We start from the raw sequence: 24,040 nt of genomic DNA, 5'->3' as shown, positions 1-24,040 counted from the left end.
AATCGTGGCGGCCATGCTAGCCCGGCGCGCAGCGCCCGGCGGACGGGGTTGTCCCGGAGGCAACACCCCCCGGTGGACGGCCGTGCCGCGCGCTCAGGCCGCGCCGACCGCCGGCTGCACGCCGCGCTCGAAGGCCAGCTCCACCGTGGTGCCGTGGCCCAGCGCGGACTGCAGGCGGATGGCGCCGCCGGCGGCCTGCATCACGCGCTGGCAGAACATCAGGCCCATGCCGTTGCCGCCGGTGGCCGCGCGCGTGGTGACCGGCTCGCGCGTGAGGCGCGCCAGCACCTCGGGCGCGATGCCGGGGCCGTTGTCGATGAAGCGGATCCAGGCGCGCGGGGCGCCCGGCCCCGGCGCGCAGTCCACCTCGATGCGCAGGCGCGGTTCGGCCGTGTCGCGCAGCGCCAGGATGGCGTTCTTGGTCAGGGTGCACAGCACCAGGTACAACAGGTCACGCCGCCCGGGCAGGCGGAAGTCCTGCCGCAGCTCGGTGCTCACCCAATGGCGTTCGCGGTCTTCGAAGGGGTACTCGTCGACCAGCGAGCCCAGCAGGCTGGCCGCGCTCACGGTCTGCGGGGCGGCGCCCGGGTAGGCGTCGCGCGCCGACTGCACGAAGGTGGCCACCAGCGACTGGCAGTACAGCGCCCGTCGCTCGGCGCGCTGCAGCGCCGCCAGCAGCTCCTGCGGGCCCAGGCCCTCGAAGCGCACCGTGCCCGGGGCGTCGCCCGGCTCCGGCGGTCGGTGGCGCTCCAGCACCGCCGCCACGCTGCCGCGCACGGTGGCCAGCGGCGTATTGAGCTCGTGCGCCAGGAAGCCCAGGGTTTCGCGCAGCGCGGCGGCGCGGCCCTCGTTGAGCGCACGCTCCAGCGCCTGGTGGCGGTAGAGCGACAGCGCCTCGCGCAGGGCCTCGCGCGTGGGCTCTTCCTCCAGGGGCTTTTCCAGGATGCGCATCACCTGGCCCTGGTTGACCGCCGCGATGGCCACGTCTTTCTCGGCATAGGCCGTGACCAGCAGGCGCACCAGGTGGCGGTGCTCGCGCCGCACGAAGCGCAGCAGCTTCATGCCGTCCTGCTCGGGCATGCGGTAGTCGGTGATGAGGGCCGCGAAGCTCTCTCCGCGCTCGGTGAGGATGGCCAGCGCTTCGTCCACGCTGGCGGCGGTGGATATCTCGAATTCGTCGCCAAAGCAGCGCGAGAACCACTGCCGGGACACGGCTTCGTCGTCAACGAACAGGATGGCCTGGGCGTCAGTCCGCATTGTTCTTCTTCATGGTTGTTATTCCCCCTGGCGCCAGCGTGCGGCCGACGCATAACCGGCGCCTATTATCAAGTGCGGCCCGGTGCTGGCAATCCGCCATGGCCCTGGTGCCACGCCGGAATACCCCCTGCGGGGACAATTCACCAGATGAACGACACCGCGCTCGCCGCGCCCGCGGCGCTGGACCTCGCCCGGCCCTGGCGCCACCGCTTCGCCGACCTGGGGCCGGCCTTTTACACCGAGGTGCAGCCCACCCCGCTGCCCGACCCCCACCCGATCGGACTGAACGCCCCGCTGGCGGCCGCGCTGGGGCTGGACCCGCAGCGCCTGCGCCAGGCCGACGCCGTGCGGGCGCTGGCCGGCTCGCTGCCCATCGAGGGCACGCGCCCCCTGGCCACCGTCTACAGCGGGCACCAGTTCGGCGTCTGGGCCGGCCAGCTCGGCGACGGCCGGGCCATCCTGCTCGGCGAGCTGGACACGCCCGAGGGGCCGATGGAGGTGCAGCTCAAGGGCGCCGGCCTCACGCGTTACTCGCGCATGGGCGACGGCCGCGCCGTGCTGCGCAGCTCCATCCGCGAGTACCTGTGCAGCGAGGCCATGCATGGCCTGGGCATACCGACCACGCGCGCGCTCAGCCTCACCGGCTCGCCGCAGCCGGTGGTCCGCGAGACCGTGGAAACCGCCGCCGTGGTGGCGCGCGTGGCGCCCAGCTTCATCCGCTTCGGGCACTTCGAGCATTTTTCGGCCAACGGCCACACCGCCGAGCTGCGCCGCCTGGCCGATTTCGTCATCGACAGCTGGTACCCCGAATGCCGCGACGGCCAGGGCAATGCCTACGCCCGGCTGCTGCAGGCCGTGAGCGCGCGCACCGCCGAGCTGATGGCCCAGTGGCAGGCCGTGGGCTTCTGCCACGGCGTGATGAACACCGACAACATGAGCGTCCTGGGCCTCAGCATCGACTACGGCCCCTTCCAGTTCATGGACGCCTTCAACCCGGCGCACATCTGCAACCACAGCGACCATGGCGGGCGCTACGCCTACCACCGCCAGCCCAACGTGGCCTACTGGAACCTGTTCTGCCTGGGCCAGGCCCTGCTGCCGCTGATGGACGAGCAGCAACAGGCGCTGGACGCGCTGGAGCCGTACAAGACCCTGTTCCCCGCCGCGCTCACGCGCCGCATGGGCGCCAAGCTGGGCCTGGCGGACACCCGGGACGGCGACGCCGAACTGGTCGAATCGCTCATGCAGCTCATGGCCCAGGACGCGGTGGACTTCACCATCCTGTTCCGCCGCCTGGGCGACGCCGCCGAGGGCCGACTGGACCCCGCGCGCGACCTCTTCCTGCAGCGCGAGGCCTTCGACGCCTGGGCCGCTCGCTGGCAGGCGCGCCTGCGCGCCCAGCCCGGCTTCGACGCCGCCACCACCGCGGCCGCCATGCACCGCGTCAACCCCCGCATCGTGCTGCGCAACCACCTGGCGCAGACGGCCATCGAACGCGCCCAGCAAGGCGATTTCAGCGAGGTCGACCGGCTGCTGAACGCCTTGGCGGCCCCGTTCGACGAACGAACCGGCGAGGACGACCTCGCCGCCTTCCCCCCCGACTGGGCGCAGCACATCGAAATCAGCTGCTCCTCCTGAAAGGACCGCCGACATGGACTTCCCCATCAAGAAAACCGAAGCCGAGTGGCGCGAGATCCTCGCCGCCAAGGGCGCCGAGCCCGGCGCCTTCGAGGTCACGCGCAAGGCCTACACCGAGCGCCCCTTCACCGGCAAGTACGAAGAGATCTGGGCCGATGGCAGCTACCACTGCGTCTGCTGCGGCAACCACCTGTTCGACGCCGGCACCAAGTTCGACGCCGGCTGCGGCTGGCCCAGCTTCTGGAAGGCCATCCCCGGTGCCATCACCGAAATCAGCGACCGCAGCCACGGCATGGTGCGCACCGAAACCGTGTGCAGCCAGTGCGGCGCCCATCTGGGCCATGTGTTCGAGGACGGTCCCGCGCCCACCGGCCTGCGCTACTGCATGAACTCGGCCGCCATCGACCTGCAGGAGAAGTGAGCCGATGCCGAACCTCGCCGACATCCGACTGTCCATGCTCGACCTCGTCGCCGTGCGCGAAGGCGGCAGCGTGGCCGACGCCCTGGCCATCACGCGCCAGACCGCCCAGCACGTGGAGCGCCTGGGCTTCACGCGCTACTGGCTGGCCGAGCACCACAACATGAGCGGCATCGCCAGCTCGGCCACGGCCGTGCTGGTGGGCCACATCGCGGGCGCGACGCAGCGCATCCGCGTGGGCTCGGGCGGCGTGATGCTGCCCAACCACGCGCCGCTGGTGGTGGCCGAGGCCTTCGGCACCCTGGCCGAGCTGTACCCGGGCCGCATCGACCTGGGCCTGGGCCGCGCGCCCGGCACCGACGGTCTGACCATGCGCGCGCTGCGGCGCGACCGCGTGGAGACCGAAGCCGATTTCCCGCGCGAGGTGGCCGAGCTGGCCGCCTTCCTGGGCCCGGTGCAGCCGGGCCAGCGCGTGGTCGCCGTGCCGGGGCAGAACACCCACGTGCCGATCTGGCTGCTGGGCTCCAGCCTGTTCTCGGCCCGGCTGGCGGCGCAGCGCGGCCTGCCCTTCGCCTTCGCCTCGCACTTCGCGCCGCGCCTGCTGCTGCAGGCGCTGGAGGTCTACCGCGCCGAGTTCCAGCCCTCCGAGACCCTGTCCAAGCCCTACGCCGCCATCGGCGTGCCGCTGATCGCCGCGCCGACCGACGAGGAGGCGGAGTACCTGGCCAGCAGCACCTACCAGCGGGTGCTGGGCATCCTCACCGGCAAGCGCGGGCAGCTGCCGCCGCCGGTCGAAGGCTTCGTGGCCTCGTTGGCCCCGCACGAGCGCCAGGGCATCGGCGACTTCCTGGCCGCCGCCGTCATCGGCAGCCCCGATTCGGTGCGCGCGGGCCTGCAGCGCCTGGCCGACCTGACCGAGGCCGACGAGTTCATCCTCGTCAGCGACGTGTTCGACCCGGCGCTGCGCCTGCGCTCGCTGGACATCGCGGCGGCGGTCATGCGCGAGGGCGCACCGGCGCCCGCCTGAGCGGCGCGTTCAGCGCCCGCGCACCATCGCCATCACCTGGCCCGCGTCCAGGGTGGCGGCCTTCTGCTGGATCTGTGGCAGGTACTGCGTCTGCATCTGCTTGGCCGGGCCGAGCAGGTCCTGGAAGCTCTGCTTGAGCAGGTCCGTGCTCATCTGGCGCCCGCCCGCGTAGTAGCGCTTGGCCACCTGCCCCAGCGCGTAGGTGGTGGCGAAGGAGAACGCCATGCCGGTGGCCGCGCGGCCCACCCCGCCCAGCGCGCGCCCCGCGGCCTTGCCCAGCAGGCCGCCGATGAGCTTGCGCCCGAACTGCTCCAGGTACTGCGAGGTCAGGCCCACGCCCACCGCCGCGATGAACTCGCGGATGTGGCCCTGGTCCAGCTCCACGCCGTGCGCCTTGCCGATCTCGTAGACCATCTTGACCTGCAGCGGAATGATGGCCATCGAGGCCCAGGACTGCGGCAGCAGCTCCAGCGCGCCGTTGAGCAGCGCGTAGTTCAGGATGGACTTGTCCAGCGCCGCCCCGTCGGGCCCGCGCCGCTCGCTCGCGACCGGGGCCGCGGCGGCGGCCACCGCCACGGGCGCCACGGTGGCGGCCGCGTCCACCAGCTCGGCCTCCGCCTTCTCGAACGCCGCCGATTCGGCCGCATCCGGCCGCAGCCGCGCCTTCAGGTCGGCCAGGAACGCCGTTTCGGCCGGCGAGCGGGCGCCGTCGGCGTCGCACACGCAGACCGCCATTTCGTAGGCCAGTTCCCGCTGGCCCGGGTCGCCCAGCCGGGCCACACAGGCCGCCAGGTCCACCCGCTTGAGCAGCACGTCCTGGTACACCCTGGCCAGGCCGGCGGCCCCCCCCTCCCCGCCCAGGGATTCGGCGATGCCGCGGATGCTCTCGCGCTCGGCGTCGGCCTTGGCGCCGTCGGCCAGGGCGGCCATGAGGGCGATGGTGAGGATGGCTTGCTGTTCTTGCGGGCTCATGAAATCTCCAGACGACGAACGGGAAGGGCCGCCAGGCGGCGGCGGAAAGTCAGAGCCGCCCGGCCCCGCCGCGGTTCCCTGGTGCGGGCTCCACGGATAATCGCACCCATGCGCCTGCTGATCGACTTTTTCCCCATCCTGCTCTTCTTCGCCGCCTACAAGATGCAAGGCATCTACCTGGCCACCGGCGTGCTCATGGCCGCCACCGTGGCGCAATGCGGCATCGTCTACGCCATCGACCGCAAGCTGCAGAACATCCACAAGATCACGCTGGTGCTGGTGCTGGTGTTCGGCGTGCTCACCCTGGTGCTGCAGGACGAGCGCTTCATCAAATGGAAGCCCACGGTGCTCTACGCGGGCATGGCCGTGGTGCTGGGCGCCGCGCTGTGGGGCTGGAAGAAGAACTTCCTGCAGATGCTGCTGGGCAGCCAGCTCACCCTGCCCCAGCCCGTGTGGGCGCGCCTGACGGTGGCCTGGGTCGGCTACTTCCTGTTCATGGCCGCCATCAACGCCTGGTTCGCCGCCTATCAGACCACCGAGCAATGGGTGAACTTCAAGCTCTGGGGCTACATCTTCCCGGTGCTTTTCATCGTCGCGCAGGGCCTGTACATCGCGCGCCACATCAAGGACGACGAGCCCCGCTCCGAAACCTGAGCCACCCATGAGCCCCACCGTCCCCACCGCCGCCGCCATTGAGGCGCGGCTGCGCGACACCCTCGCGCCCAGCGCCCTGGAAGTCATCGACGAAAGCGCCGCGCACGCGGGCCATGCGGGCGCCAATGGCCTGGGCTACGGCACGCATTTCCGGGTGCGCATCGCGGCGCCCGCCTTCGCCGGACTGGGCCGGGTGGCGCAGCATCGCCTTGTGTATGATGCCCTGCGTCAATTCACCGACGCCGGGCTGCACGCCCTGGCCATCGAGATCCAGCGCTGACACGGCCCCCGGCTACCTTCTGTCACATCCCCCGCGAACCCGCGCGGGCGCGTCGGCTCCAACCCCTTTTTCCAACTCCGAGGATTTCCATGAAAGTCACCCTCACGGCACTGACCGCGGCGGCGCTGATCACCACCGCTCCCTGGGCGGCCGCGCAGAACGTGGCCATCGTCAATGGCAAGCCCGTGCCCACGGCGCGCGTCGACGCGCTGGTGCAGCAGATCGAGGCCACGGGCCGGCCGGTGGACGACGCCGTGCGCGCGCAGATCAAGGAAGAAGTGGTGCTGCGCGAAATCTTCATGCAGGAGGCGCAGAAGAAGGGCGTGGCCAACAGCACCGAGTTCAAGAATCAGATGGAACTGGCGCGCCAGACCATCATGATCCGCGCCCTCTTCGCCGACTACCAGAAGAAGCACCCGGTGACCGACGAGGAGATCAAGGCCGAGTACGACAAATTCGCGGCCGCCAGCGCCGGCAAGGAATACAAGGCCCGCCACATCCTGGTCGAGAAGGAAGACGAGGCCAAGGCCATCATCGCCAGCCTGAAGAAGGGCGCCAAGTTCGAGGACATCGCCAAGAAGCAGTCCAAGGACCCGGGCTCCGGCGCCAACGGCGGCGATCTGGACTGGGCGCCCGCGGCGAACTACGTGCCCGAGTTCTCGCAGGCCCTGCTCAAGCTGGAAAAGGGCCAGCTGGCCGACGCGCCGGTGCAGAGCCAGTTCGGCTGGCACGTGATCCGCGTGGACGACATCCGGGACGCGGAAATCCCCAAGCTGGAAGAGCTCAAACCGCAGATCGCGCAGCAGCTGGCGCAACAGAAGATGCAGAAATACCAGCAGGAGCTGCGCGACAAGGCCAAGGTGCAGTGAGCGGCGCCCGGCCCGTCCCGGCATGAAAAAAGCGCGGCCCGGCCGCGCTTTTTTGTGTCCGCCGCCGGGGCCGTTCAGAGCACGCGGCAGGCCTCGTCGAAACCCAGGCGCGCATTGCGCTTGAACAGCAGGCTGTCGTCGCCGTAGCCGAGGTTGATCAGGAAATTGGTCTTCCAGCGGCCGTCGGGGAAGAACTCGGCGTCGACCTTGCCAATGTCGAAACCGCTCATGGGACCGCAGTCCAGGCCCAGGGCGCGCGCCGCGACGATGAAGTAGGCGCCACCGAGGGTGCCGTTGCGCGTGGCGGTGGCGCTGGCCAGGGCCGCGTTGGCCTCGAAGTTCTCCTTCGCGCCCTCGCGGTGCCAGACCTGGGGCATGTACTCGTAGAACCGGGTGTCGGTGGCCACGATCACGGTCACCGGCGCGGTGCGCGTCTTGTCCAGGTTGCCCGGCAGCATGGCCGGCAACAGGCGCTCGCGCGCTTCCTTCGAGTTCAGGAACACGTAGCGCGTGGGCTGGGTGTTCATGGAGGTGGGGCCGAGCGCGGCCAGCTCGTACACCTGCTTGAGCAGCGCCTCGGGCACGGGCTTGTCGAGGAAGCCGTTGGCGGTGCGCGCCTTCAGGAACAGGGTGTCGAGGGCGGCGTTGTCCAGGGGGGTCACGGAGAAGGGTCCTTTCGGTTCGGGCATCAGTGGGGGAAGTAGTCGACCTGGTGGCGCGCGATGCGCAGGCCTTCGAGCGCCTGGCGCACGCGCAGGTGCTCGGGGTGCGTAGCGTAGTCGGCCAGGGCTTGTGCTGTCTCGAACTCGGAATAGAGCACCACGTCGCAGGCGTAGTCCACGCGGCTGATGTCCACGCCGATCTCCAACGCGAGCAGGCCCGGGATGCGTCCGCGCATGCCCTCGAAGGCGGCCTTCAGGCGCTGTGTGTTGCGGGTCTTCTCCTCCGCGCTGTCGCCGAGGATGTTCCACATCACGATGTGTTTGACCACAGGCATGTTGTCGGCTCAGGCGGAGGGCGGGAATCCCGCCTTCTGTGGCCACAGGTTCTGGAACGCATAGACCGAGACGCTGGCGTAGAGTCCGGCCCGCGTGAACGGCTCCTGCGCCTGCCATTGCAGCGCGGCCTCGCGGCTGTCGAAGTCGATGGCCAGCACGCTGCCCACCATGGTGGCGCCGTCGTCAGCCAGCAAGGGGCCGGCGAAGGCGATGCGATCGGCCATGGCGCCCAGGTAGGCCTTGTGTTCGGGGCGCATGCGCTGGCGCAGCTCAAGGCCGCCGGGTTTGTCGAGAAGGTGGAAGACGTAGATCATGGGTTCACATGCGCGCCAGCCAGGTGGACAGGCTGGGGAAGATGGCGAGAACGAACAGCGAGAACACCATCACCAGCACGAAGGGCAAGGTGCCGGCGAAGATGTCCTTGATGGTGATCGCGGGGTTGTTGAGCGCGCTCTTGACCGTATAGACCGACACCCCGAAAGGTGGCGTGAGCAAGCCGATCTCCACCGCCACGACGGTGAGCACGCCGAACCAGATCAGGTCCATGCCGAAGCTGGTGGCGATGGGCAACACGATGGGCAGCATGATCAGCATGATCGAGACCGAGTCGATGATGCAGCCCAGCGCGATGACGATGAGCAGGTAGGCCGCCAGAAAGCCCCAGGGGCCGAGGCCCATGTCGGTGATGCCGGTGGTGATGGCCGCCGGCATGCCGGTGAGCGCGAGCATGCGGCTGTAGAGCGAGGCCGCCACGATGAGGAACAGCACCGACACCGACACGTAGCCCGTTTCGGTGAGCACGTTCCACAGCTTGCGCCAGGTCAGGCGTCGGCGGGCGATGGCGATCACGAAGGCGCCCGCCGCGCCCACGGCGCCGGCCTCGGTGGGCGTGAAAAAGCCGCTGTACAAACCGCCCAGCACCAGCACGATGAGCAACAGGATGGGAAAAAACTTTACCGATGCGCTGGCCCAAGTTTCAGTGTCCTGGTTGGCCGCCGACGCGGCCTGGCCCGAGGAGTAAATGCTGCTCGGGCGCAGATAGGCCAGGCCCAGGATCAAGGCGCAGAACAGCAAGGCCAGGAGCAGGCCGGGCAGGATGCCCGCGAGAAACAGACGGCCGATCGACTCCTCTGCGATCACGCCATAGATGATCATCAGCAGGGAGGGCGGAATCAACATGCCGAGCACCGACGACCCCGCCACCACACCCACGGAAAAGCGCGGCGTGTAGCCGTGGCGGATCATCTCGGGCGTGGCCACCTTGGTGAACACCGAGGCCGAGGCGATGGAGATGCCGGTGATGGCCGCGAACACCGCGTTGGCGCCCACCGTGGCCAGGCCTAGGCCGCCTCGCAGGCGGCGCAACAGCCACTGGAACACGTCGAAGGTGTCGCGCCCCACCCCGCTCACGCTCACGAACATGCCCATGAGCACGAACAGCGGCACCACGCCGAAGAGGTAGTCGCGGATCGCGTCGTTGGCTGCCGCGCCGACGAAGCGGGCGGCGATCTCCGGCGAGCGCATCAGCCAGACCGTTGCGAAGGACGTGACGATCAGCGCGATGCCGATGTGCATGCCCAGGATGATGAAGGCCAGCATCACCCCGATGGCCATGAAGCCGAGCAGCAGGTCAGACATGGTCGCCCCCCCGGCCGCTCTCGCGCCAGTCCTGCCAGGCCAACAGCACGTACTGCAGCGCCGCCAGCGCCGCGCCCACGAACACCACGATGCGCATCGGCCAGGTGGGGAAGGTGAACACGCCCTCGACGCCGAAGAACTCATTGTTCGCCCAGGCGCGCTGGAACAGCGGCCAGGTGGCGTAGGCGATCACGCCGCAGGCGAAGACGCCCGCAAGCGAGAACACCGCCCGCAGGCGTTTGCCCGCCTGGGGCCGCCGGGTCACGAAGGGGTCGATGAACAGGTCGGCGCGGCTCATGCGGCCGTGGCGCAGCGTGGCCGGCAGTTGCAGGAACACGATCACGATGATCGAGGCCGCGACCATCTCGGCCACGCCGTCGAGGGGGTGGTTGAAGGCGTTGCGCATGAACACGTCAGCGCACATCAGCACCATGACGAGCGCGATGACGATCGAGCCCAGGCCGTTGAGCGCGTCGACCACGCGCCCGAAGGGGCTGGACGGCGCCGCCGGGACCGGCGCCTCTTCCAGGTTGGTGTTGGCTTCGTAGCTCATGAAGGGCGATCAGAGTTCCTTGTCCCAGTCGCGCAAGGGCTTGGCGCCGCGCTTGCGCAGCTCCTCCAGGTAGGTCTTCACGATCTGCGCGGCCGGGCCGCGCGAGGCATTGGCCTTGACCCAGTCGCCCGCGATGTTGGGCATGGTCTTGGCCCACTTCTCGCGTTCGCCGGGGGCCATGGGCGCGATCTTCACCGGCACGGCCTGCTTGGCGCCCTGCTCGCCGATGGCCTTGAGCGCGGCCTCGTAGCGCTGCATGAGCGTGTCGCCCAGCACGCGCGAGTACTCCAGGCCCACGTCCTTGATGATCTTCTGCACCTCGGGCGGCATGCCGTTGAAGGTGTCCTTGTTGATGGCCATGCCGCCGTTGTAGAGCGCGCCGATGTCCACCGTGGTCACGTAGGGTGCCACCTCGTACACCTTGCTGGGCAGGATGCCGGTGGCGATGGAGATGGTGCCCTCGCTCACACCGGTCTGGATGTCGGTGTAGTAGCTGGTGAGCGAGCCGTCCACCGGCACCGCGCCCGAGCCCTTGAGCCACAGGCCCAGCGCGCCGGGCGCCGAGATCTTCTTGCCGCTGAGATCGGCGTAGGTGCTGATGGGGCTCTTGGTGAACAGGTGGTAGGTGTCCACGCCCGAGGCACCCAGGAACACCAGGTTGTTGCGGTCCCACTCGGCCTTGAGCGCGGGGATCTTCTCGTTCAGCTCGTTGGCCACCTGCAGCAAGGTGCGCACGTCGCCGGTGGCGAAGGGCGTGACGGTGGCGTACTGGGTCAGCGGCATCTTGGCCGCTTCGAGGTTGGCGAACACCCAGCCGATGTCGGCGATGCCCTGGCCCACGCTGGTGAGCGTGGCGTTCATCTTGTAGAGCTGGCCGCCGTAGGCCTCCTTCCATTCGATCTTGTAGCCCTTGCCCAGGGCCTCCACGCGCTTGTTCACCTCGGGCACGAAGAGCGTGCTCATCAGCCCCACCCAGGGCAGCGAGGTGGGGTGGCTGGACGCGATGGTGAGCTTGAATGTCTGCTGCGCGTGGGCCGGGGCGAGGCCCGCGGCCATCAGGGCGGCGGCCAGGGCACTGGCCACGAAAGCGCGTTTCTTGATCGTCATGGTCTTGTCTCCTCGTTGTGTCTCAGGGGGTCGAAATCAGCGGGACGGGTTCAACACGAAGTCGAAATCCAGGGTGACGCGGCCGTCGGGCTGTTCCACCCAATCGGCCACCAGGGAACTGCGCACGCCGAACACGGCGTCGGAATCGAGGTAGGGGTCGCCGTCGCGGAAGACGTGCGTCACCAGGGTCTCGTAACCGGGCGCCTGCAGGCGGAAATGCAGGTGCGCGGGCCGCCAGGGGTGGCGCTTGGTGGCCGTGAGCATCTCGCCCACGGGACCGTCGTTGGGGATGGGGTACGGCTCGGCCACCACGCTGCGGAAGTGAAAGCGCCCCTCGGCGTCGCTGCGCAGCACCGCCCGGCCCTGCGGCTCGGCCAGGCCTTCGCGCTGCACGTCGTACAGGCCGTCGGCGTCGGCCTGCCAGACGTCGATGACCGCGCCCGCCACCGGCTCGCCGCCCAGGCCGCGCACGCGGCCCGAGACCTCGCAGGGCCGGCCGGGCGCGCCGTTGGCCACGTCGGCGCCGTGCGGCATCTCGGGTGCGCCTTCCACGTGGAAAGGCCCGAACACCGTGGCCTCGGTGCAGCCCGGGGGCTTGTGGTTGTTCAGCGCCACCGTCAGCATCGACAGGCCCAGCGTGTCCGACAGCAGGATGAACTCCTGGCGCTGCTCGTCGCAGGTGTGGCCCACGCGGGTCAGGAAGTCGATGCCGTAGGCCCATTCGGCCTCGGTCAGCTTGACCTCGCGGGCGAAGGCGTGCAGGTGCTGCACCAGGCTGGTCAGCACCTGCTTGAGGCGCGGGTCGGGTGTCTGGGCCAGGCGGGCGATGACCGCCTGGGTGATGTTGTCCTGGTTGAGGTTCCTCACCGTCGTGTCTCCGGTTGGGTGCCGCGGGGCCACCGTGGCGGCAGAATGTAGGCGGCCCGAAATGGAAAACCAATGCCCGGAAAACAAAAGACTTTTCCGGCGCGCGAAAGAAACCAAGGGACAACCCGGAGACGACGAGAGAGCCGATGGACCGCTGGACCGAGATCGAACTGTTCGTGCAGGTGGCCGAAACCGGCAGCCTGTCGCGCGCGGCCGAAGCCCTGAACCTGAGCAACGCCAGCGCCAGCCGCCACCTGGCGGCCCTGGAGGAGCGCCTGGGCGTGCGCCTGGTGGAGCGCAATACGCGCCGCCTGTACCTCACCGACACCGGGCAGGAATTCTTCCAGCGCGCGCGCAACATCCTGAGTGACCTGCGCGACGCCGAGTCCGACGTGAACGCCGCGGCGCTCAACCCCACGGGCCTGCTGCGCGTGACGGCCTCGCTGAGCTTTTCCATGCACCACATCGCGCCGCTGCTGCGCGAGTTCACCGAGCGCTACCCCCATGTGAGCGTGCACGTGGAGGCGGCCAACCGCTACCTGGACATCATCGACAACAACATCGACGTGGCGATCCGCACGCGCGAGTACGAGCCCGACAGCAACATCACCATCCGCCGCCTGGGCGAAACGCGCCGCGTGCTGGCCGCCTCGCCGGGCTACCTGGCCCGGCATGGCTTTCCCAAGGGGCTCGACGACCTGCAACAGCACAAGCTGCTGGTCTACCTGCACGCCAACACACCGAACGAACTTCGCTTCACCCAGGTGGCCACGGGCGAGCAGAAAACCATCCAGATCAAGGGACTGCTGGAGACCAACGACGGCCAGATCGTGCGCGCCGCCGCGCTCGACGGCATGGGCATCCTGATCCAGCCGAGCTACATCGTCTACGACGACATCGTGGCCGGCCGCCTGGTGCCGGTGCTGGAGGACTGGGACCTGCCCCACCTCACCATCAACCTCGCCTACCCCAGCCGCAAGCACCTCTCGGCCAAGGTCCGCGCCTTCATCGACTTCATGGCGGGGCACTTCGCCAAGATGGACTACGAGCGGAAATGGACCGGGCGATTTGCGGTGTACTGACCTTCCCTCGACCACGCCACGCCAATGCCCATCGAACTTCCCCGCGACGAACGCGCGCAAGCCATCGCCTCCATCGAACGCTACTTCCAGGAAGCGCTCGACCAGCGCATCGGCAACATCGGCGCCGGCGCGCTGCTGAACTTTTTCCTCGAGGAGATCGGCCCGCTGGTCTACAACCAGACGGTGGCCCAGGTGCAGGAGCGGCTGCAGCAGCGCATGCAGGAACTCGACATCGAGTTCCACGAGGACGAGTTCCAGTACTGGCGGCGACAGGCAAAAGCGCGGCGCTGACCCACCCCCACCCTGCACTCTTCGAGACCCACCATGAGCCTCACCTCCGGTTTGCCTCGCGTTGTCATGCTGGCGATCGCCCTGCTCATGCCCGTGCACGCCAACCTGGCGGTGGCCGCGGACCCCGCCACCAGCGCGGAGCCGATTCCCGTGGTGGCCGGCAAGCTGCACAACGGGCAGATCCACGGAGGGTCGACGGCATTCCTCTCGCAGAACGCGGTGGCGGACGTTCGGCTGCCCCACCACGCCAGGCATGTGTTCACGGCCGATGCCCCGGGAGAACTGAGCATCTCGGCGCATTCCGACACGCGCCACCTGGTGCTCGCCGTTCTGCAGAACGGGCAGTTGCTGAAGACCGCACAGCCCCACCCGTCACGGCTCGCCACCCAGCAACTGTCGGTGACGGTGAGCGCCGGAGACCGCCTGGAAATCATGGTGGGCGGGGACGCCTCGCAAACCCCTGTGCCCTATAGCCTCTGGGTGATCGATGCCCATGCGCCGGCGCTCGTTCCCCCCTTGCCGCGCGCCGTTCGGGTCGACGTCAAAAAGAGCGCCGGGCAAGGGCTCAACCCGGCCACACCGTTCCAGTCCCAACCGGCGCACTGGTTTTCGGTGCCAGCCGCCAAGGACAGCAAGGACTGGTACACCATCCGCGCGTCGTCCAAGGACTTCGACCCGATGCTGGTGATGCTGGACGACAAGAACCAGGTCATCACCTGGCAAGACGATGTCAGCCGCCAAGACCGCTCCGCGGTGTTCACCTTCCGGGCGTCCCAGGCGCCTGAGCATTTCGTGCTGATCCCGGCGGAAGAATTGGGCGCGAAGGACCCCACCAGCCTGAAGTACGACCTTGACGTCAGCCGCCGGCCCTACGACCCCAATCGCCCCTTCATCGCCGGGATCGAGTACTACCTCGGCAGCACACTGGGCGCCTTCATCCTCGGCGTCGTCGCCTCGGCGCTCATCTCGTATTACTTCTATGTGCGCTCCATCCGCACGAAAGAGCTGCATTGGGAGGTCATCTCGGACGAGATCTTTGTCGACAGTTCGTCCACGGCCCAATCACTCAACATCACGGTCAACGGGGTGGAGGTTCAGGAGGCCAGCCGGCTGCGGGTCCGCTTCGTGGCCAAGGGGCCGCACCAGATCGCCAGCAACCTCGTGGCGACACCCCTGAAGCTCCAGCTGAAAAATGCCCTGGCCATCCTTGCCATGTCCGAGCGGCGCAGCGAGTCATCGGGCTGGAGGGCCTTGCCGGTGCCGAATGAGGCCAGCATCCGCCTGGAGTTTGACCGGCTCAACCCCAAGGACTCCATCGAGCTGGACATCATCTACTCCCAAACAGGCGATCAACTGCCCGAAGTGGCGGGCGCCGTGCTGCACGGCGCCATTGCCGAGGTGGCGATCCACAAGGACCACGACCGCCCGGCCACGGTGGTCACCCGGATCGCGACCCTGGCGCTCAACCTGATCGCCCTCCTTCTCCTGCCCCTGTTGCTGCTGGACTCTGTCTTTCGCTTCATGCCGGGCTGGTGGGCGCAGCTGTGGATCTACTACATGCCCTGGTTGCTGCTGATCGTGATGTTCTATTCCTTCGCCACCGCGGAAGGCCGGTCGTCGCTCATGAAGATGCTTCGTTACCTGGCCTCGGTGTCACTGTTCTGGCGCCGGCGGACCTGAGGCGGCGGCGCACCGCGCTTCGACCGCGTGCCTGAACGCGCGGATGCAGTCGGCAAGCTCGTCGGGATGCTTCGCCAGACCGTCCTTTTCCAACCCCAGGTAGGCGGCGCGCGCCTGCGCCAGCAGCCCGTCCGGCAGGGCGACGGCCGCCGACACCTGCGCGCGCATGGCCGGAGGGACAAGTGGATGCATGCGCGGCATGCTAGCCAGCGCCAAGGGGCGGCCTGGCCCCCGGCCTGCGCGCCCATTTCCGCAGAGGGATAATCCCCAAGTTATCCACCCCCCAGCCCACGACCGACCATGCCCACCACCATCAAGGCCGACGACCTCATCGAATCGATCGCCGGTGCGCTGCAGTACATCAGCTACTACCACCCCGCCGACTACATCGCCCACCTGGCCCGCGCCTACCAGCGCGAACAGAGTCCCGCGGCCAAGGACGCCATCGCGCAGATCCTCACCAACAGCCGCATGAGCGCGACCGGCCACCGGCCGATCTGCCAGGACACCGGCATCGTCAACGTCTTCCTCAAGATCGGCATGGACGTGCGGCTCGAGGGCTTCAGCGGCAGCCTGGACGACGCCATCAACGAAGGCGTGCGCCGAGGCTACAACCACCCCGACAACACCCTGCGCGCCAGCGTGGTGGCCGACCCGCAGTTCGCGCGCAAGAACACCAAGGACAACACGCCCGCGGTCATCTTCACCGAGATCGTTCCGGGCAATACCGTTGACGTGACCGTCGCCGCCAAGGGCGGCGGCAGCGAAAACAAGAGCAAGTTCGTGATGCTCAACCCCAGCGACTCGCTGGTGGACTGGGTGCTCAAGACCGTGCCCACCATGGGCGCGGGCTGGTGCCCGCCGGGCATGCTGGGCATCGGCATCGGCGGCACGGCCGAGAAGGCCATGCTGATGGCCAAGCAGTCGCTCATGGACGACATCGACATGCACGAGCTGCAGACCAAGGCCGCCAAGGGTGAGAAGCTGACGCAGGTGGAAGAGCTGCGCCTGGAGCTGCACGAGAAGGTCAACGCCCTGGGCATCGGCGCGCAGGGCCTGGGCGGCCTGACCACGGTGCTGGACGTGAAGATCGCCATGTACCCCACCCACGCGGCCAGCAAGCCCGTGGCCATGATCCCCAACTGCGCGGCCACGCGCCACGCGCACTTCGTGCTCGACGGCAGCGGCCCCGCCTACCTGGACGCGCCCAGCCTGGACCTGTGGCCCGACGTGCACTGGGCGCCCGACTACAACAAGAGCACGCGCGTCAACCTGGACACCCTCACCAAGGAAGAAGTGGCCAGCTGGAAGCCCGGCCAGACCCTGCTGCTCAACGGCAAGATGCTCACCGGCCGCGACGCCGCGCACAAGCGCATCCAGGACATGCTGGCCAAGGGCGAGAAGCTGCCGGTGGACTTCACCAACCGCGTCATCTACTACGTGGGCCCGGTGGACCCGGTGCGCGACGAGGCCGTGGGCCCCGCCGGCCCCACCACCGCCACGCGCATGGACAAGTTCACCGGCATGATGTTGGAGAAGACCGGCCTGATCGCCATGATCGGCAAGGCCGAGCGCGGCCCGGTCGCCATCGAGGCGATCAAGCAGCACAAGAGCGCCTACCTCATGGCCGTGGGCGGTGCGGCCTACCTCGTGTCCAAGGCCATCAAGACGGCCAAGGTGGTGGGCTTCGAAGACCTCGGCATGGAAGCCATCTACGAGTTCGACGTGGTCGACATGCCCGTGACCGTGGCCGTGGACGCCGGCGGCACCAGCGCGCACATCACCGGCCCGGCCGAGTGGAGCCAGCGCATCGCCTCGGGCGAGTTCAAGGGCATCGCACTGGCCAGCGTTTGAGCGGCTCGCCCGTCACCGCCGTCGGCGTCTTCGACAGCGGCGTCGGCGGGCTGAGCGTCTGGCGCGCCCTGCGCGCGGCGTTGCCCGGCGCCCACCTGAGCTACCTGGCCGACAACGCCTGGGCGCCCTACGGCGAGCGGCCCCCCGAGGCGCTGCGGGGGCGCGTCACCGCCCTCGTGCGCGACTGGCGGGCCTGCGAGCCCCTGGACCTGCTGGTGCTGGCCTGCAACACGGCCACCGCCGTGGCCATCGACGCGCTGCGGCAAGAGCACCCCGACCTGCCCATCGTGGGCATCGAGCCCGCCGTGCGCCCGGCCCTGGCCGCCACGCGCAGCGGACGCGTGGGCGTCGTCGCCACGCGCGCCACGCTGAACAGCGCGCGCTACCAGGCCTTGCGCTCGGCCTGCCTGGCGGGCGCGGCAGGCGGGCCGAGCGTGCATGAGCGCGCGGCCGACGGCCTGGCCGATGCCATCGAACGCGGCGACGAAGCGCTCGCGCGGGCACTGTGCCACCGCCACCTGCGGGCGCTGCTGGACGAAGCCCCGGCCATCGACACCCTGGTGCTGGGCTGCACGCACTACCCGCTGGTGCGCGAGGCCTGGCTGGCCGCCAGCGAGGGGCCGATCGCGTTGATCGATCCGGCCGAAGCGGTGGCGCGCCGCGCGCGGCACCTGCTGCCGGGCGCCGGGCCAGGGAGCGGCGAGGCCCTGCCCTCGCCAACGTGGCGCAGCACCGGCCATCCGGAATCGCTGCGGCGCGCCACGCGGCAGTGGCTGAACCTGCCGGCCGAGGTGCGGTCGCCTCAGAGCTGAGCGGTGCTCGGCGCGGTGAGCGCGGCCTCGCGCCCGCGCCGCATGTTCACCGGCAGCAGCAGCAGCAGTCCCAGCGCGAACAGCACGGCGGTGGACACGATGGCCAGGCGCTGGTTGCCACCGGTCATCCAGGTGATGGCGCCGTAGCTGAGCGGCCCCACGATGCTGGCCACACGCACGGCGAAGGTCCACAGCCCGAAGAATTCGGCCAGCTGCGCGGGCGGCGCCAGCATGCCGGCCATGGCGCGTCCGGCCGACTGGCTGGAGCCCATGCACAGGCCCGCGATGGCGGCGGCGTACCAGAACATGCCCTTGGTGGTGCTGAGCGCGGCGATCACGCAGGTGGCGATCCAGCCCAGCAGGGTGAGGCTCAGCGCGAGCTTGTGGCCCAGGCGGTCTTGCCCGTAACCGAAGGCGAAGGCCCCCGCCATGGCCGCGACGTTGAGCACGAAGATCAGCGCCATGGTTTCCTGCTGCGCGAAGCCGATGACCTGCTCGGCGTAGATCGCCGCCAGCGCCACGGCCACAGCCACGCCGCCCTGGTAGGCCGCCGTGCAGGCCAGCAGCCACATGAAGTCGCGGTAGTGGCGTGCCTGCTGGAAGGTGGCGCGCAGCCGGCGCAGCGAGGCGCGCCAGCCGCCCTCGCGGCCGGCCTGGGGCTGGGCGCGCTCGCGCAGCAGCGACAGCGTGACCAGCGAAGCCAGACCGAAGATGGCGGCGGTGACGATCATGGTGACGGGCACGAACTGCCCCGCCTTCTGCCCCTGGGCCTGGGCCCACAGCACGTAGGCCAGGCACAGGCCCAGCGTGAGCATGCCGCCCACGTAGCCCAGGCTCCAGCCCCAGCCACTCACCCGGCCCATGGCCTCCGGCCGGGCGATCTCGGGCAGGAAGGCCGCGATGAACGATTCGCCCCAGGCGTAGCAGACGTTGGACAGCACGATGAGCACCACGCCCAGCGCCACCGCGCCGGGCTGCACCAGGGCCAGGCCCGCCGTGGCGGCCACGCAGCCCAGGGTGGTGAGCATGAGCAGGCGCTTCTTGGCGGCGTGCCGGTCGGCCCAGGCGCCCATGGCCGGGACGGTGAACATCACGATCAGGTTGGACAGGCTGAGCGCGGCGGTCCAGGCGAAGGTGGCCCAATGGGCACCGCCGGCCACCCCACCAACGAAGTAGGCGGCGAATACGGCGGTGAGCACCACCGTGGTGTAGCCCGAGTTGGCGAAGTCGTACATCGCCCAGCCGAACACCTCGCGCTTGCGCACGCCGGGGTTCAGGGCGCTGGCGAGCATCAGTGCAGGTGCCGCGGTTTGCGCGGTCCGCCGTGGCCCGAGGGTCCGTGGCCGCGCGGCGGCTTGCCCAGCTGCATGGAACTGACGAGGGCGTCGAAGCGCTGGTTGAACAGCTTGTCGATCGAGGCCACCACGTCACCCAGCTCCGAGGCGTCGAAGTGGCGCTCCATCACCTGCACCACGTCCTGCACCAGCAGGTCGCGCTGAACCTGCATGATGGCCGCGGGCGTGGGACCGACGAAGCACATGACGAAATCGTCGCGCGCCTCGTCCTCGTTGTTCTCGTCTTCCTCGTCGAACTCGGTGTCGTAGAACGACACCTCCAGCGGCGCGCCGGCCGAGGCGATTTCGTTCAGGCCCATGCAGGCGTCCTCGACGGCCTGGCGGAAGTCCTCGTCGCCATTGACCGTCCAGCAGATCTGCAGGGTGTGCGACTCGGCGTCGAAGCGGATGCCGGGCTCGTCCTCGTAGCTGCTCTCGGCCACCGCCGCGAGCGAACGGCCGCCCGCGTACTGCCACAGGGGCTTGAGGGCCTCCTGGATCTGCTCGAACACCACGTCCTCGCGCAGGGGCACGTCACCGTGCACGTGGATTTCAAAAGGGGCGTCGTATCGGCTGCTCATGGAAACTCACTCTACCGGGCTGTCCGGAAAAAACCTAGGCCCCCGCGCGGAAAGCGCCTGGTGCCTCGAACCGGGGTCGAACCGGTACGCCCCCTTGCGGGCAAGCGGCGGAGTTTAAGTCCGCTGTGTCTACCAATTTCACCATCGAGGCAGGGGCCAGGGGCGCGATTGTCGCAGGTGAACGCGAACGGCCCCACCGGCCGTGGGGCCGGGGGGCGTCGGATCGGGGGAAGGCCCTCGCTAGGCCAGCAGGCCGGGCAGCCAGAGAGAGAGCGAGGGGAAGGCGCAGAGGATGAACAGCCGGACCACGTCCGCCGCGATGAACGGCATGGTGCCCCGGTAGATGTGCCCCAGCGACAGGTCGCGCGCAATGGAATTGATGACGAACACGTTCATGCCCACGGGCGGGCAAATCATGCCGAAGGTCACCGCCATCACCACGATCACGCCGAACCAGACCGGGTCGAAGCCCAGATGCACCATCGCGGGAAACACGATGGGCACGGTCAGCAGGATCATGGCCAGCTCGTCCATCACGGCGCCCAGGACCAGGTAGCCCAACATGATGAGCGCCAGCACGCCATAGGGCCCGATCGGCAGGTTCACCAGGAATTCCACCGCGTTTTGGGTGAACTGGGTGATGGTGAGGAAGTAGCCGAAGAGGTAGGCGCCGACCACGATGGTCATGATGGCCGAGGACACGCGCAGCGCGCTGATCAGCGCCTCCTTGATCTGCGGCCAGCGCAGGCGCCCGCGCGCCATGCCGATCACGAGCGTGCCCGTGGCGCCCACGCCCGCCGCCTCCTGTACCGTGAACAGGCCGCCGTAGATGCCGCCGAGCACGAACACGAAGAGCACGACCACGGCCCACAGCGGCTTGAGGCTGGCGAATCGCTCGGCCCAGCCGTGGCGCTCGCCCCGCGGCATCCACTCGGGCTTCACCCGGGCGATGATGGCCACCACCACCGAGTAGAAGACGACCGCCATCAGGCCCGGTATCACCCCGGCCGCGAACAGCGCGGTGATGTCCACCTCGGTCATGATGCCGTAGAGCACCAGGATCACCGAGGGCGGGATCATGATGCCCAGCGTGCCGCCGGCCGCGATGAGACCGGCCGAAATGCCGGGCTCGTAGCCGGCGCGGCGCATCTCGGGCAGCGCCACCTGCGTCATGGTGGCGGCCGTGGCCACCGACGAACCGTTGATGGCCGAGAAGCCGCCACAGGCCGCCACCGAGGCCAGCGCCAGGCCGCCGCGGCGGTGGTGCAGCCAGGCGCGGCCAGCCGCGAACAGCTCCGCACTCATGCCCGAATGCGAGGCGAAGGCCCCCATCAGGATGAACATCGGGATAACGATGAGGTTGTAGTCGGTCAGCACCGACAGCGGCACGTTGGCCAGCAGGTTCAGGCCAGGCGTGAGGCCGCTGAGCGCGGCGAAGCCCGCCACGCCCGCGATGCCCATGGCCACGCCGATGGGCACGCGCAGCGCCATCAGCGCGAACATGCCGACGAAGCCCAGCAGGGCCACCAGGTCACGATCCATGAATGCCCTCTGCGGTGATTTCGTCGACGGCCTCGGCGTGCGCCTCGCGGCCAAAGGGCAGCAGCCCCAGGCGCACCGCGGCCAGCACGGCGGCCACGGTCGCGCCCACGGCGGCCGCGCTGTAGAACCACTTGAGCGGCAGGCGCAGGTCCATGGTGCCCTGGCTGCCCGTGCCGCCCACCTTGACCCAGACCATCCAGGCCAGCGGCACCAGGAATGCCAGGGTCACGGCGGTGGCCAGCACGTCGATGACGCGCTTGCCGCGCGGGCCCAGCGCCTCCCACAGCAGGTCGACCGCGATGTGGTTGCCGTACCAGGTGGCCAGCGCGATGCCCCAGAACATCGCGATGCCCAGCAGCATCTGCGTGCCGTCGAACCAGTCGGGAACCTGCCAGCCGAAGGAGTAGCGCACGAGCACGTTGCCCGCCGTCAGCAGCGCGATCACGAGCAGCGAGAGCGCGGCCAGCGTCTCGACCGCCGACAGCAGCCGCTTCATCAGTTCGCGCCCCCGCGGGCGGCCAGCTCCTTGCGCAGCTCATCGAGCGCGGCCTGGCCGTTGACGCCGGTGGCGCTAGCGGCCTTCACCCAGTCGGCGTAGACGGGCTGCACGGCCTTCTTCCAGGCATCCATCTGCGCGGGCGAGATTTTCACCAGCGTGTGGCCGGCGGTCTTCTCGAGCTTCTCGCGGCCGCTGTCCTCTTCGTCGCCCCAGCTGGCGCCGACCTTGCCGGCCCATTCGTTGCTGCAGTGATCGTCGATGACCTTCTTCTGGCCGGCGGCCAGGCCGTCGTACCAGGGCTTGTTCATCACCCAGACGAAGTCGGAGGCATAGAAACGCATGTCGCTGTGGTACTTCACCGCCTTGTCGATGCCGAAGGAAATGATGGAACCCCAGGGGAAGGTGATGGCGTCGGCCAGGCCCTTCTGGATCGCGTCGCGCGACTCGGGCGCCGAGACCTGCACGTTGGTGGCGCCCAGCAGGCTCATGGTCTGCGCCACGGTGCCGTTGGCCGAGCGGATCTTCAGGCCCTTGAGCTGGCCGGGTTCGGTGATGGGGTTCTTGGAGTGGAAGGTGCCCACGTGCACGTGCGCGAAGCAGAACTTCACGTCCTTCATTTCCTTGTCCGAGTACTTGCGGTACCACTGGTCCAGCGCGGCCGAGGCCGGGCCGGGCTTGCCGAGCAGGAAGGGCAGCTCGCCGGCCGCGATGAGCGGGAAGCGGCCGGCCTGGTAGCCGGGGTTCACCCAGGTCATCTGGGCGATGCCGTCGCGCGCCATGTCGTAGTGGTCGGCGGCCTTGCCCAGCTGCTGCGCGGGGAACAGCATCACCTTGATCGAGCCCTTGGAGGCCGCTTCCACCGATTTGGCCCAGGGCTCGAAGCCGAGCTTGGACAGCGGGTGCGTGCCCGGCAGCCAGTGCGCGAACTTGAGTTCGACGGGCTTGTCCTGCGCCTGCGCGCTCAGGGCGCCGAGGGCGAGGGCCGACAGGGCGGCCAGGCGGAAGAGGGTCTTGCGAGAGGGCTGCATCGTTTGTCTCCTTGGTGTGAAAGGCGGGTTGGGGCGGCAATGTAGGGGCGACGCGCCTATCTGTCCAACCGAATCTGTCGATGAGGTATATCCACAGCGTGGATATCATTCGCCATGAACTTCCGCCAGCTCGACCTGAACCTGCTTCGCGTGCTCGCCGCCATCCACCGCACCGGTTCGGTCACGGCGGCCGGCAAGGCGCTGTCGCTGTCCCAATCCGCCACCAGCAGCGCCCTCGCCCGCCTGCGCGGCCACCTCGACGACGAGCTCTTCGTGCGCACCCCTGGCGGCCTGAAACCCACGCGCGTGTGTGAGCGCATCGCCCCCGAGGTCACCGAGCTGCTCCAGCGCCTCGAATCGACCATGAGCGTGCACGAGGCCTTCGACCCCGCGCGCAGCGAGGTGCACTGGAAGACCTCCCTGTCCGACCTGGGCGAGATGATGTTCATGCCCCCGCTGGCCGCCGCGCTGCGCGAGCAGGCGCCGCACGCCCGGCTGTCCAACGTGGCCGTGGCCGCCGAAGACCTGGCTGGCGCGCTGGAGGCGCGCGAGATCGACTTCGCCATCGGCATCCTCAACCCGCGCCACCGCGGCATCCGCGCCGACCTGCTGTTCCGCGAACACTACGTGGCCATGAGCTCCGGCGGTTGGCGCCCGTCCGCAGGCCGCGCCAGCGGGCGGCTCACGCCCGAACAATTGGCCAGCGCCCCGCTGGTGGTGGCCTCGCCCACGGCCACCTTCCATGGCAGCGTGGAGAAGATGCTGGTGCGCCTGAACCTGTCGGACCGCATCGTGCTGCGCGCGCGCCACTTCGGCGCCCTGCCCGATCTGGCGCTCAGCACCGACCTGCTCACCATCGTGCCGCAGATGTACGCCGACAACCTGAGCCGGCGCCACGACATGCGCGTGTGGGAGCTGCCGCACGACAGCTCACCCGACTACGAAGTGCGCCTGGTGTGGCACAGCAGCACGGCGAACGACCCGGCGCAGATGTGGATACGGGAGCAGGTGCACCGGCTGTTCCGGCGGTAGACCGACCAAGCTTGGGGTTGCGGCGCG

27 protein-coding genes and 1 tRNA gene are annotated in these 24,040 nt (G+C 69.0%); 12 read left to right on the top strand and 16 right to left on the bottom strand.

The genetic code is table 11. The annotated features are described in order from the left end of the window. Positions 1 to 93 precede the first annotated feature (93 nt). Positions 94 to 1,257 carry a hybrid sensor histidine kinase/response regulator gene (locus BHU06_RS06635; protein WP_070398375.1) on the bottom strand — a complete coding sequence of 388 codons (1,164 nt, stop codon included), beginning with the start codon at positions 1,255 to 1,257 and terminating at the stop codon, positions 94 to 96. A 147-nt stretch (positions 1,258 to 1,404) separates the two neighbouring features. Here BHU06_RS06635 and BHU06_RS06630 point away from each other — a divergent pair, with 147 nt between their 5' ends. Genes BHU06_RS06630 through BHU06_RS06620 form a run of 3 tightly spaced genes read left to right on the top strand, consistent with a single transcriptional unit; the run spans position 1,405 to position 4,340 of the window. Beyond that, positions 1,405 to 2,895 (top strand): YdiU family protein, encoded by a 1,491-nt coding sequence (locus BHU06_RS06630; RefSeq protein ID WP_070398374.1) that lies wholly within the window; start codon positions 1,405 to 1,407, stop codon positions 2,893 to 2,895. A 13-nt stretch (positions 2,896 to 2,908) separates the two neighbouring features. Beyond that, positions 2,909 to 3,316 carry a peptide-methionine (R)-S-oxide reductase MsrB gene (gene msrB / locus BHU06_RS06625; protein WP_070398373.1) on the top strand — a complete coding sequence of 136 codons (408 nt, stop codon included), beginning with the start codon at positions 2,909 to 2,911 and terminating at the stop codon, positions 3,314 to 3,316. A gap of 4 nt (positions 3,317 to 3,320) precedes the next feature. Then, positions 3,321 to 4,340: an LLM class flavin-dependent oxidoreductase gene (locus BHU06_RS06620; RefSeq protein ID WP_070398372.1), complete on the top strand. Its 1,020-nt coding sequence runs from the start codon at positions 3,321 to 3,323 to the stop codon at positions 4,338 to 4,340. Positions 4,341 to 4,349: 9 nt separating this feature from the next. On the opposite strand, the gene BHU06_RS06615 is transcribed toward BHU06_RS06620, so the two are convergent. After that, positions 4,350 to 5,312 carry a YcjF family protein gene (locus BHU06_RS06615; protein WP_070398371.1) on the bottom strand — a complete coding sequence of 321 codons (963 nt, stop codon included), beginning with the start codon at positions 5,310 to 5,312 and terminating at the stop codon, positions 4,350 to 4,352. Positions 5,313 to 5,420: 108 nt separating this feature from the next. Between BHU06_RS06615 and BHU06_RS06610 the strand changes: the two genes are divergently transcribed. From BHU06_RS06610 to BHU06_RS06600, 3 genes are all read left to right on the top strand, one after another. After that, the gene (locus BHU06_RS06610) at positions 5,421 to 5,966 is read left to right on the top strand and encodes a septation protein A (RefSeq protein WP_070398370.1); all 546 of its coding nucleotides are present in this window, start codon (positions 5,421 to 5,423) and stop codon (positions 5,964 to 5,966) included. 7 nt (positions 5,967 to 5,973) lie between these two features. Further along, positions 5,974 to 6,246 (top strand): BolA family transcriptional regulator, encoded by a 273-nt coding sequence (locus BHU06_RS06605; protein ID WP_070398369.1) that lies wholly within the window; start codon positions 5,974 to 5,976, stop codon positions 6,244 to 6,246. Positions 6,247 to 6,335: 89 nt separating this feature from the next. Further along, on the top strand, positions 6,336 to 7,115 hold the full coding sequence (locus tag BHU06_RS06600; RefSeq protein ID WP_070398368.1) for a peptidylprolyl isomerase: 780 nt from the start codon (positions 6,336 to 6,338) through the stop codon (positions 7,113 to 7,115). Between the two features lie 74 nt (positions 7,116 to 7,189). Here the strand turns inward: BHU06_RS06600 and BHU06_RS06595 are convergent, their stop codons facing one another. Genes BHU06_RS06595 through BHU06_RS06565 form a run of 7 tightly spaced genes read right to left on the bottom strand, consistent with a single transcriptional unit; the run spans position 7,190 to position 12,278 of the window. Continuing rightward, complete coding sequence (locus tag BHU06_RS06595) at positions 7,190 to 7,804, bottom strand: malonic semialdehyde reductase (protein ID WP_070398367.1); 615 nt, start codon at positions 7,802 to 7,804, stop codon at positions 7,190 to 7,192. Next, complete coding sequence (locus BHU06_RS06590) at positions 7,804 to 8,112, bottom strand: Dabb family protein (protein ID WP_175442808.1); 309 nt, start codon at positions 8,110 to 8,112, stop codon at positions 7,804 to 7,806. The genes BHU06_RS06595 and BHU06_RS06590 overlap by 1 nt, the downstream gene beginning before the upstream one ends. 9 nt (positions 8,113 to 8,121) lie before the next feature. After that, complete coding sequence (locus BHU06_RS06585; protein ID WP_070398366.1) at positions 8,122 to 8,427, bottom strand: YciI family protein; 306 nt, start codon at positions 8,425 to 8,427, stop codon at positions 8,122 to 8,124. Positions 8,428 to 8,431: 4 nt separating this feature from the next. Further along, a complete protein-coding gene (locus BHU06_RS06580; RefSeq protein WP_070398365.1) occupies positions 8,432 to 9,751 on the bottom strand; it encodes a TRAP transporter large permease in 1,320 nt (439 codons plus the stop codon). Beyond that, positions 9,744 to 10,304, bottom strand: coding sequence for a TRAP transporter small permease subunit (locus BHU06_RS06575; RefSeq protein WP_070398364.1), 561 nt, complete (start codon positions 10,302 to 10,304; stop codon positions 9,744 to 9,746). The genes BHU06_RS06580 and BHU06_RS06575 overlap by 8 nt, the downstream gene beginning before the upstream one ends. Positions 10,305 to 10,313: 9 nt before the next feature. Further along, positions 10,314 to 11,411, bottom strand: coding sequence for a C4-dicarboxylate TRAP transporter substrate-binding protein (locus tag BHU06_RS06570; protein ID WP_070398363.1), 1,098 nt, complete (start codon positions 11,409 to 11,411; stop codon positions 10,314 to 10,316). Between the two features lie 36 nt (positions 11,412 to 11,447). Next, on the bottom strand, positions 11,448 to 12,278 hold the full coding sequence (locus BHU06_RS06565) for an intradiol ring-cleavage dioxygenase (protein ID WP_070398362.1): 831 nt from the start codon (positions 12,276 to 12,278) through the stop codon (positions 11,448 to 11,450). 146 nt (positions 12,279 to 12,424) lie between these two features. Here BHU06_RS06565 and BHU06_RS06560 point away from each other — a divergent pair, with 146 nt between their 5' ends. The 3 genes from BHU06_RS06560 to BHU06_RS06550 are packed head-to-tail and all read left to right on the top strand — an operon-like array spanning position 12,425 to position 15,331. Continuing rightward, positions 12,425 to 13,360, top strand: coding sequence for a LysR family transcriptional regulator (locus BHU06_RS06560; protein ID WP_070398361.1), 936 nt, complete (start codon positions 12,425 to 12,427; stop codon positions 13,358 to 13,360). A gap of 24 nt (positions 13,361 to 13,384) precedes the next feature. Next, the gene (locus BHU06_RS06555) at positions 13,385 to 13,651 is read left to right on the top strand and encodes a DUF2164 domain-containing protein (protein WP_070398360.1); all 267 of its coding nucleotides are present in this window, start codon (positions 13,385 to 13,387) and stop codon (positions 13,649 to 13,651) included. A gap of 33 nt (positions 13,652 to 13,684) precedes the next feature. After that, on the top strand, positions 13,685 to 15,331 hold the full coding sequence (locus tag BHU06_RS06550; protein WP_139146972.1) for a hypothetical protein: 1,647 nt from the start codon (positions 13,685 to 13,687) through the stop codon (positions 15,329 to 15,331). Here the strand turns inward: BHU06_RS06550 and BHU06_RS06545 are convergent. Then, positions 15,305 to 15,499 carry a hypothetical protein gene (locus tag BHU06_RS06545; RefSeq protein WP_139146971.1) on the bottom strand — a complete coding sequence of 65 codons (195 nt, stop codon included), beginning with the start codon at positions 15,497 to 15,499 and terminating at the stop codon, positions 15,305 to 15,307. The genes BHU06_RS06550 and BHU06_RS06545 overlap by 27 nt on opposite strands. 132 nt (positions 15,500 to 15,631) lie before the next feature. On the opposite strand from BHU06_RS06545, the gene BHU06_RS06540 reads away from it, so the two are divergent. Continuing rightward, positions 15,632 to 17,185 (top strand): fumarate hydratase, encoded by a 1,554-nt coding sequence (locus BHU06_RS06540; protein WP_070398357.1) that lies wholly within the window; start codon positions 15,632 to 15,634, stop codon positions 17,183 to 17,185. After that, a complete protein-coding gene (murI, locus tag BHU06_RS06535; protein WP_070398356.1) occupies positions 17,182 to 17,997 on the top strand; it encodes a glutamate racemase in 816 nt (271 codons plus the stop codon). Before BHU06_RS06540 ends, murI begins: the two co-directional genes overlap by 4 nt. On the opposite strand, the gene BHU06_RS06530 is transcribed toward murI, so the two are convergent. The 6 genes from BHU06_RS06530 to BHU06_RS06505 all read right to left on the bottom strand — a co-directional run bounded on the left by BHU06_RS06530 (position 17,988) and on the right by BHU06_RS06505 (position 22,981). Then, positions 17,988 to 19,289, bottom strand: coding sequence for an MFS transporter (locus tag BHU06_RS06530; RefSeq protein WP_070398355.1), 1,302 nt, complete (start codon positions 19,287 to 19,289; stop codon positions 17,988 to 17,990). The two genes, murI and BHU06_RS06530, sit on opposite strands and share 10 nt — an antisense overlap. Continuing rightward, on the bottom strand, positions 19,289 to 19,912 hold the full coding sequence (locus BHU06_RS06525) for a DUF6806 family protein (RefSeq protein ID WP_070398354.1): 624 nt from the start codon (positions 19,910 to 19,912) through the stop codon (positions 19,289 to 19,291). Before BHU06_RS06525 ends, BHU06_RS06530 begins: the two co-directional genes overlap by 1 nt. A gap of 58 nt (positions 19,913 to 19,970) precedes the next feature. Beyond that, positions 19,971 to 20,063 (bottom strand) — tRNA-Leu (locus tag BHU06_RS06520). A gap of 89 nt (positions 20,064 to 20,152) precedes the next feature. Next, complete coding sequence (locus BHU06_RS06515; RefSeq protein ID WP_070398353.1) at positions 20,153 to 21,454, bottom strand: TRAP transporter large permease; 1,302 nt, start codon at positions 21,452 to 21,454, stop codon at positions 20,153 to 20,155. Further along, positions 21,444 to 21,950, bottom strand: a complete 507-nt coding sequence (locus BHU06_RS06510) for a TRAP transporter small permease (protein WP_070398352.1) — start codon at positions 21,948 to 21,950, stop codon at positions 21,444 to 21,446. The genes BHU06_RS06515 and BHU06_RS06510 overlap by 11 nt, the downstream gene beginning before the upstream one ends. Beyond that, positions 21,950 to 22,981, bottom strand: a complete 1,032-nt coding sequence (locus BHU06_RS06505; RefSeq protein ID WP_070398351.1) for a TRAP transporter substrate-binding protein — start codon at positions 22,979 to 22,981, stop codon at positions 21,950 to 21,952. The genes BHU06_RS06510 and BHU06_RS06505 overlap by 1 nt, the downstream gene beginning before the upstream one ends. A 114-nt stretch (positions 22,982 to 23,095) precedes the next feature. On the opposite strand from BHU06_RS06505, the gene BHU06_RS06500 reads away from it, so the two are divergent. Then, the gene (locus BHU06_RS06500; protein WP_070398350.1) at positions 23,096 to 24,013 is read left to right on the top strand and encodes a LysR family transcriptional regulator; all 918 of its coding nucleotides are present in this window, start codon (positions 23,096 to 23,098) and stop codon (positions 24,011 to 24,013) included. The last annotated feature ends 27 nt before the right edge of the window (positions 24,014 to 24,040 follow it).

Source organism: Hydrogenophaga sp. PML113, assembly GCF_001777155.1.
Classification (GTDB): domain Bacteria; phylum Pseudomonadota; class Gammaproteobacteria; order Burkholderiales; family Burkholderiaceae_C; genus Hydrogenophaga; species Hydrogenophaga borbori.
The sequence above is the reverse complement of the archived record's forward strand: the minus strand, read 5'-3'. Positions and strand labels throughout refer to the sequence as shown.

Bases quoted from the DNA above. Each gene is read 5' to 3' on its own strand.
- BHU06_RS06635 (WP_070398375.1), bottom strand. From the start codon at position 1,257: ATGCGGACTGACGCCCAGGCCATCCTGTTCGTTGACGACGAAGCCGTG.
- BHU06_RS06630 (WP_070398374.1), top strand. From the start codon at position 1,405: ATGAACGACACCGCGCTCGCCGCGCCCGCGGCGCTGGACCTCGCCCGG.
- msrB (WP_070398373.1), top strand. From the start codon at position 2,909: ATGGACTTCCCCATCAAGAAAACCGAAGCCGAGTGGCGCGAGATCCTC.
- BHU06_RS06620 (WP_070398372.1), top strand. From the start codon at position 3,321: ATGCCGAACCTCGCCGACATCCGACTGTCCATGCTCGACCTCGTCGCC.
- BHU06_RS06615 (WP_070398371.1), bottom strand. From the start codon at position 5,312: ATGAGCCCGCAAGAACAGCAAGCCATCCTCACCATCGCCCTCATGGCC.
- BHU06_RS06610 (WP_070398370.1), top strand. From the start codon at position 5,421: ATGCGCCTGCTGATCGACTTTTTCCCCATCCTGCTCTTCTTCGCCGCC.
- BHU06_RS06605 (WP_070398369.1), top strand. From the start codon at position 5,974: ATGAGCCCCACCGTCCCCACCGCCGCCGCCATTGAGGCGCGGCTGCGC.
- BHU06_RS06600 (WP_070398368.1), top strand. From the start codon at position 6,336: ATGAAAGTCACCCTCACGGCACTGACCGCGGCGGCGCTGATCACCACC.
- BHU06_RS06595 (WP_070398367.1), bottom strand. From the start codon at position 7,804: ATGCCCGAACCGAAAGGACCCTTCTCCGTGACCCCCCTGGACAACGCC.
- BHU06_RS06590 (WP_175442808.1), bottom strand. From the start codon at position 8,112: ATGCCTGTGGTCAAACACATCGTGATGTGGAACATCCTCGGCGACAGC.
- BHU06_RS06585 (WP_070398366.1), bottom strand. From the start codon at position 8,427: ATGATCTACGTCTTCCACCTTCTCGACAAACCCGGCGGCCTTGAGCTG.
- BHU06_RS06580 (WP_070398365.1), bottom strand. From the start codon at position 9,751: ATGTCTGACCTGCTGCTCGGCTTCATGGCCATCGGGGTGATGCTGGCC.
- BHU06_RS06575 (WP_070398364.1), bottom strand. From the start codon at position 10,304: ATGAGCTACGAAGCCAACACCAACCTGGAAGAGGCGCCGGTCCCGGCG.
- BHU06_RS06570 (WP_070398363.1), bottom strand. From the start codon at position 11,411: ATGACGATCAAGAAACGCGCTTTCGTGGCCAGTGCCCTGGCCGCCGCC.
- BHU06_RS06560 (WP_070398361.1), top strand. From the start codon at position 12,425: ATGGACCGCTGGACCGAGATCGAACTGTTCGTGCAGGTGGCCGAAACC.
- BHU06_RS06555 (WP_070398360.1), top strand. From the start codon at position 13,385: ATGCCCATCGAACTTCCCCGCGACGAACGCGCGCAAGCCATCGCCTCC.
- BHU06_RS06550 (WP_139146972.1), top strand. From the start codon at position 13,685: ATGAGCCTCACCTCCGGTTTGCCTCGCGTTGTCATGCTGGCGATCGCC.
- BHU06_RS06545 (WP_139146971.1), bottom strand. From the start codon at position 15,499: ATGCGCGCGCAGGTGTCGGCGGCCGTCGCCCTGCCGGACGGGCTGCTG.
- BHU06_RS06540 (WP_070398357.1), top strand. From the start codon at position 15,632: ATGCCCACCACCATCAAGGCCGACGACCTCATCGAATCGATCGCCGGT.
- BHU06_RS06530 (WP_070398355.1), bottom strand. From the start codon at position 19,289: ATGCTCGCCAGCGCCCTGAACCCCGGCGTGCGCAAGCGCGAGGTGTTC.
- BHU06_RS06525 (WP_070398354.1), bottom strand. From the start codon at position 19,912: ATGAGCAGCCGATACGACGCCCCTTTTGAAATCCACGTGCACGGTGAC.
- BHU06_RS06515 (WP_070398353.1), bottom strand. From the start codon at position 21,454: ATGGATCGTGACCTGGTGGCCCTGCTGGGCTTCGTCGGCATGTTCGCG.
- BHU06_RS06510 (WP_070398352.1), bottom strand. From the start codon at position 21,950: ATGAAGCGGCTGCTGTCGGCGGTCGAGACGCTGGCCGCGCTCTCGCTG.
- BHU06_RS06505 (WP_070398351.1), bottom strand. From the start codon at position 22,981: ATGCAGCCCTCTCGCAAGACCCTCTTCCGCCTGGCCGCCCTGTCGGCC.
- BHU06_RS06500 (WP_070398350.1), top strand. From the start codon at position 23,096: ATGAACTTCCGCCAGCTCGACCTGAACCTGCTTCGCGTGCTCGCCGCC.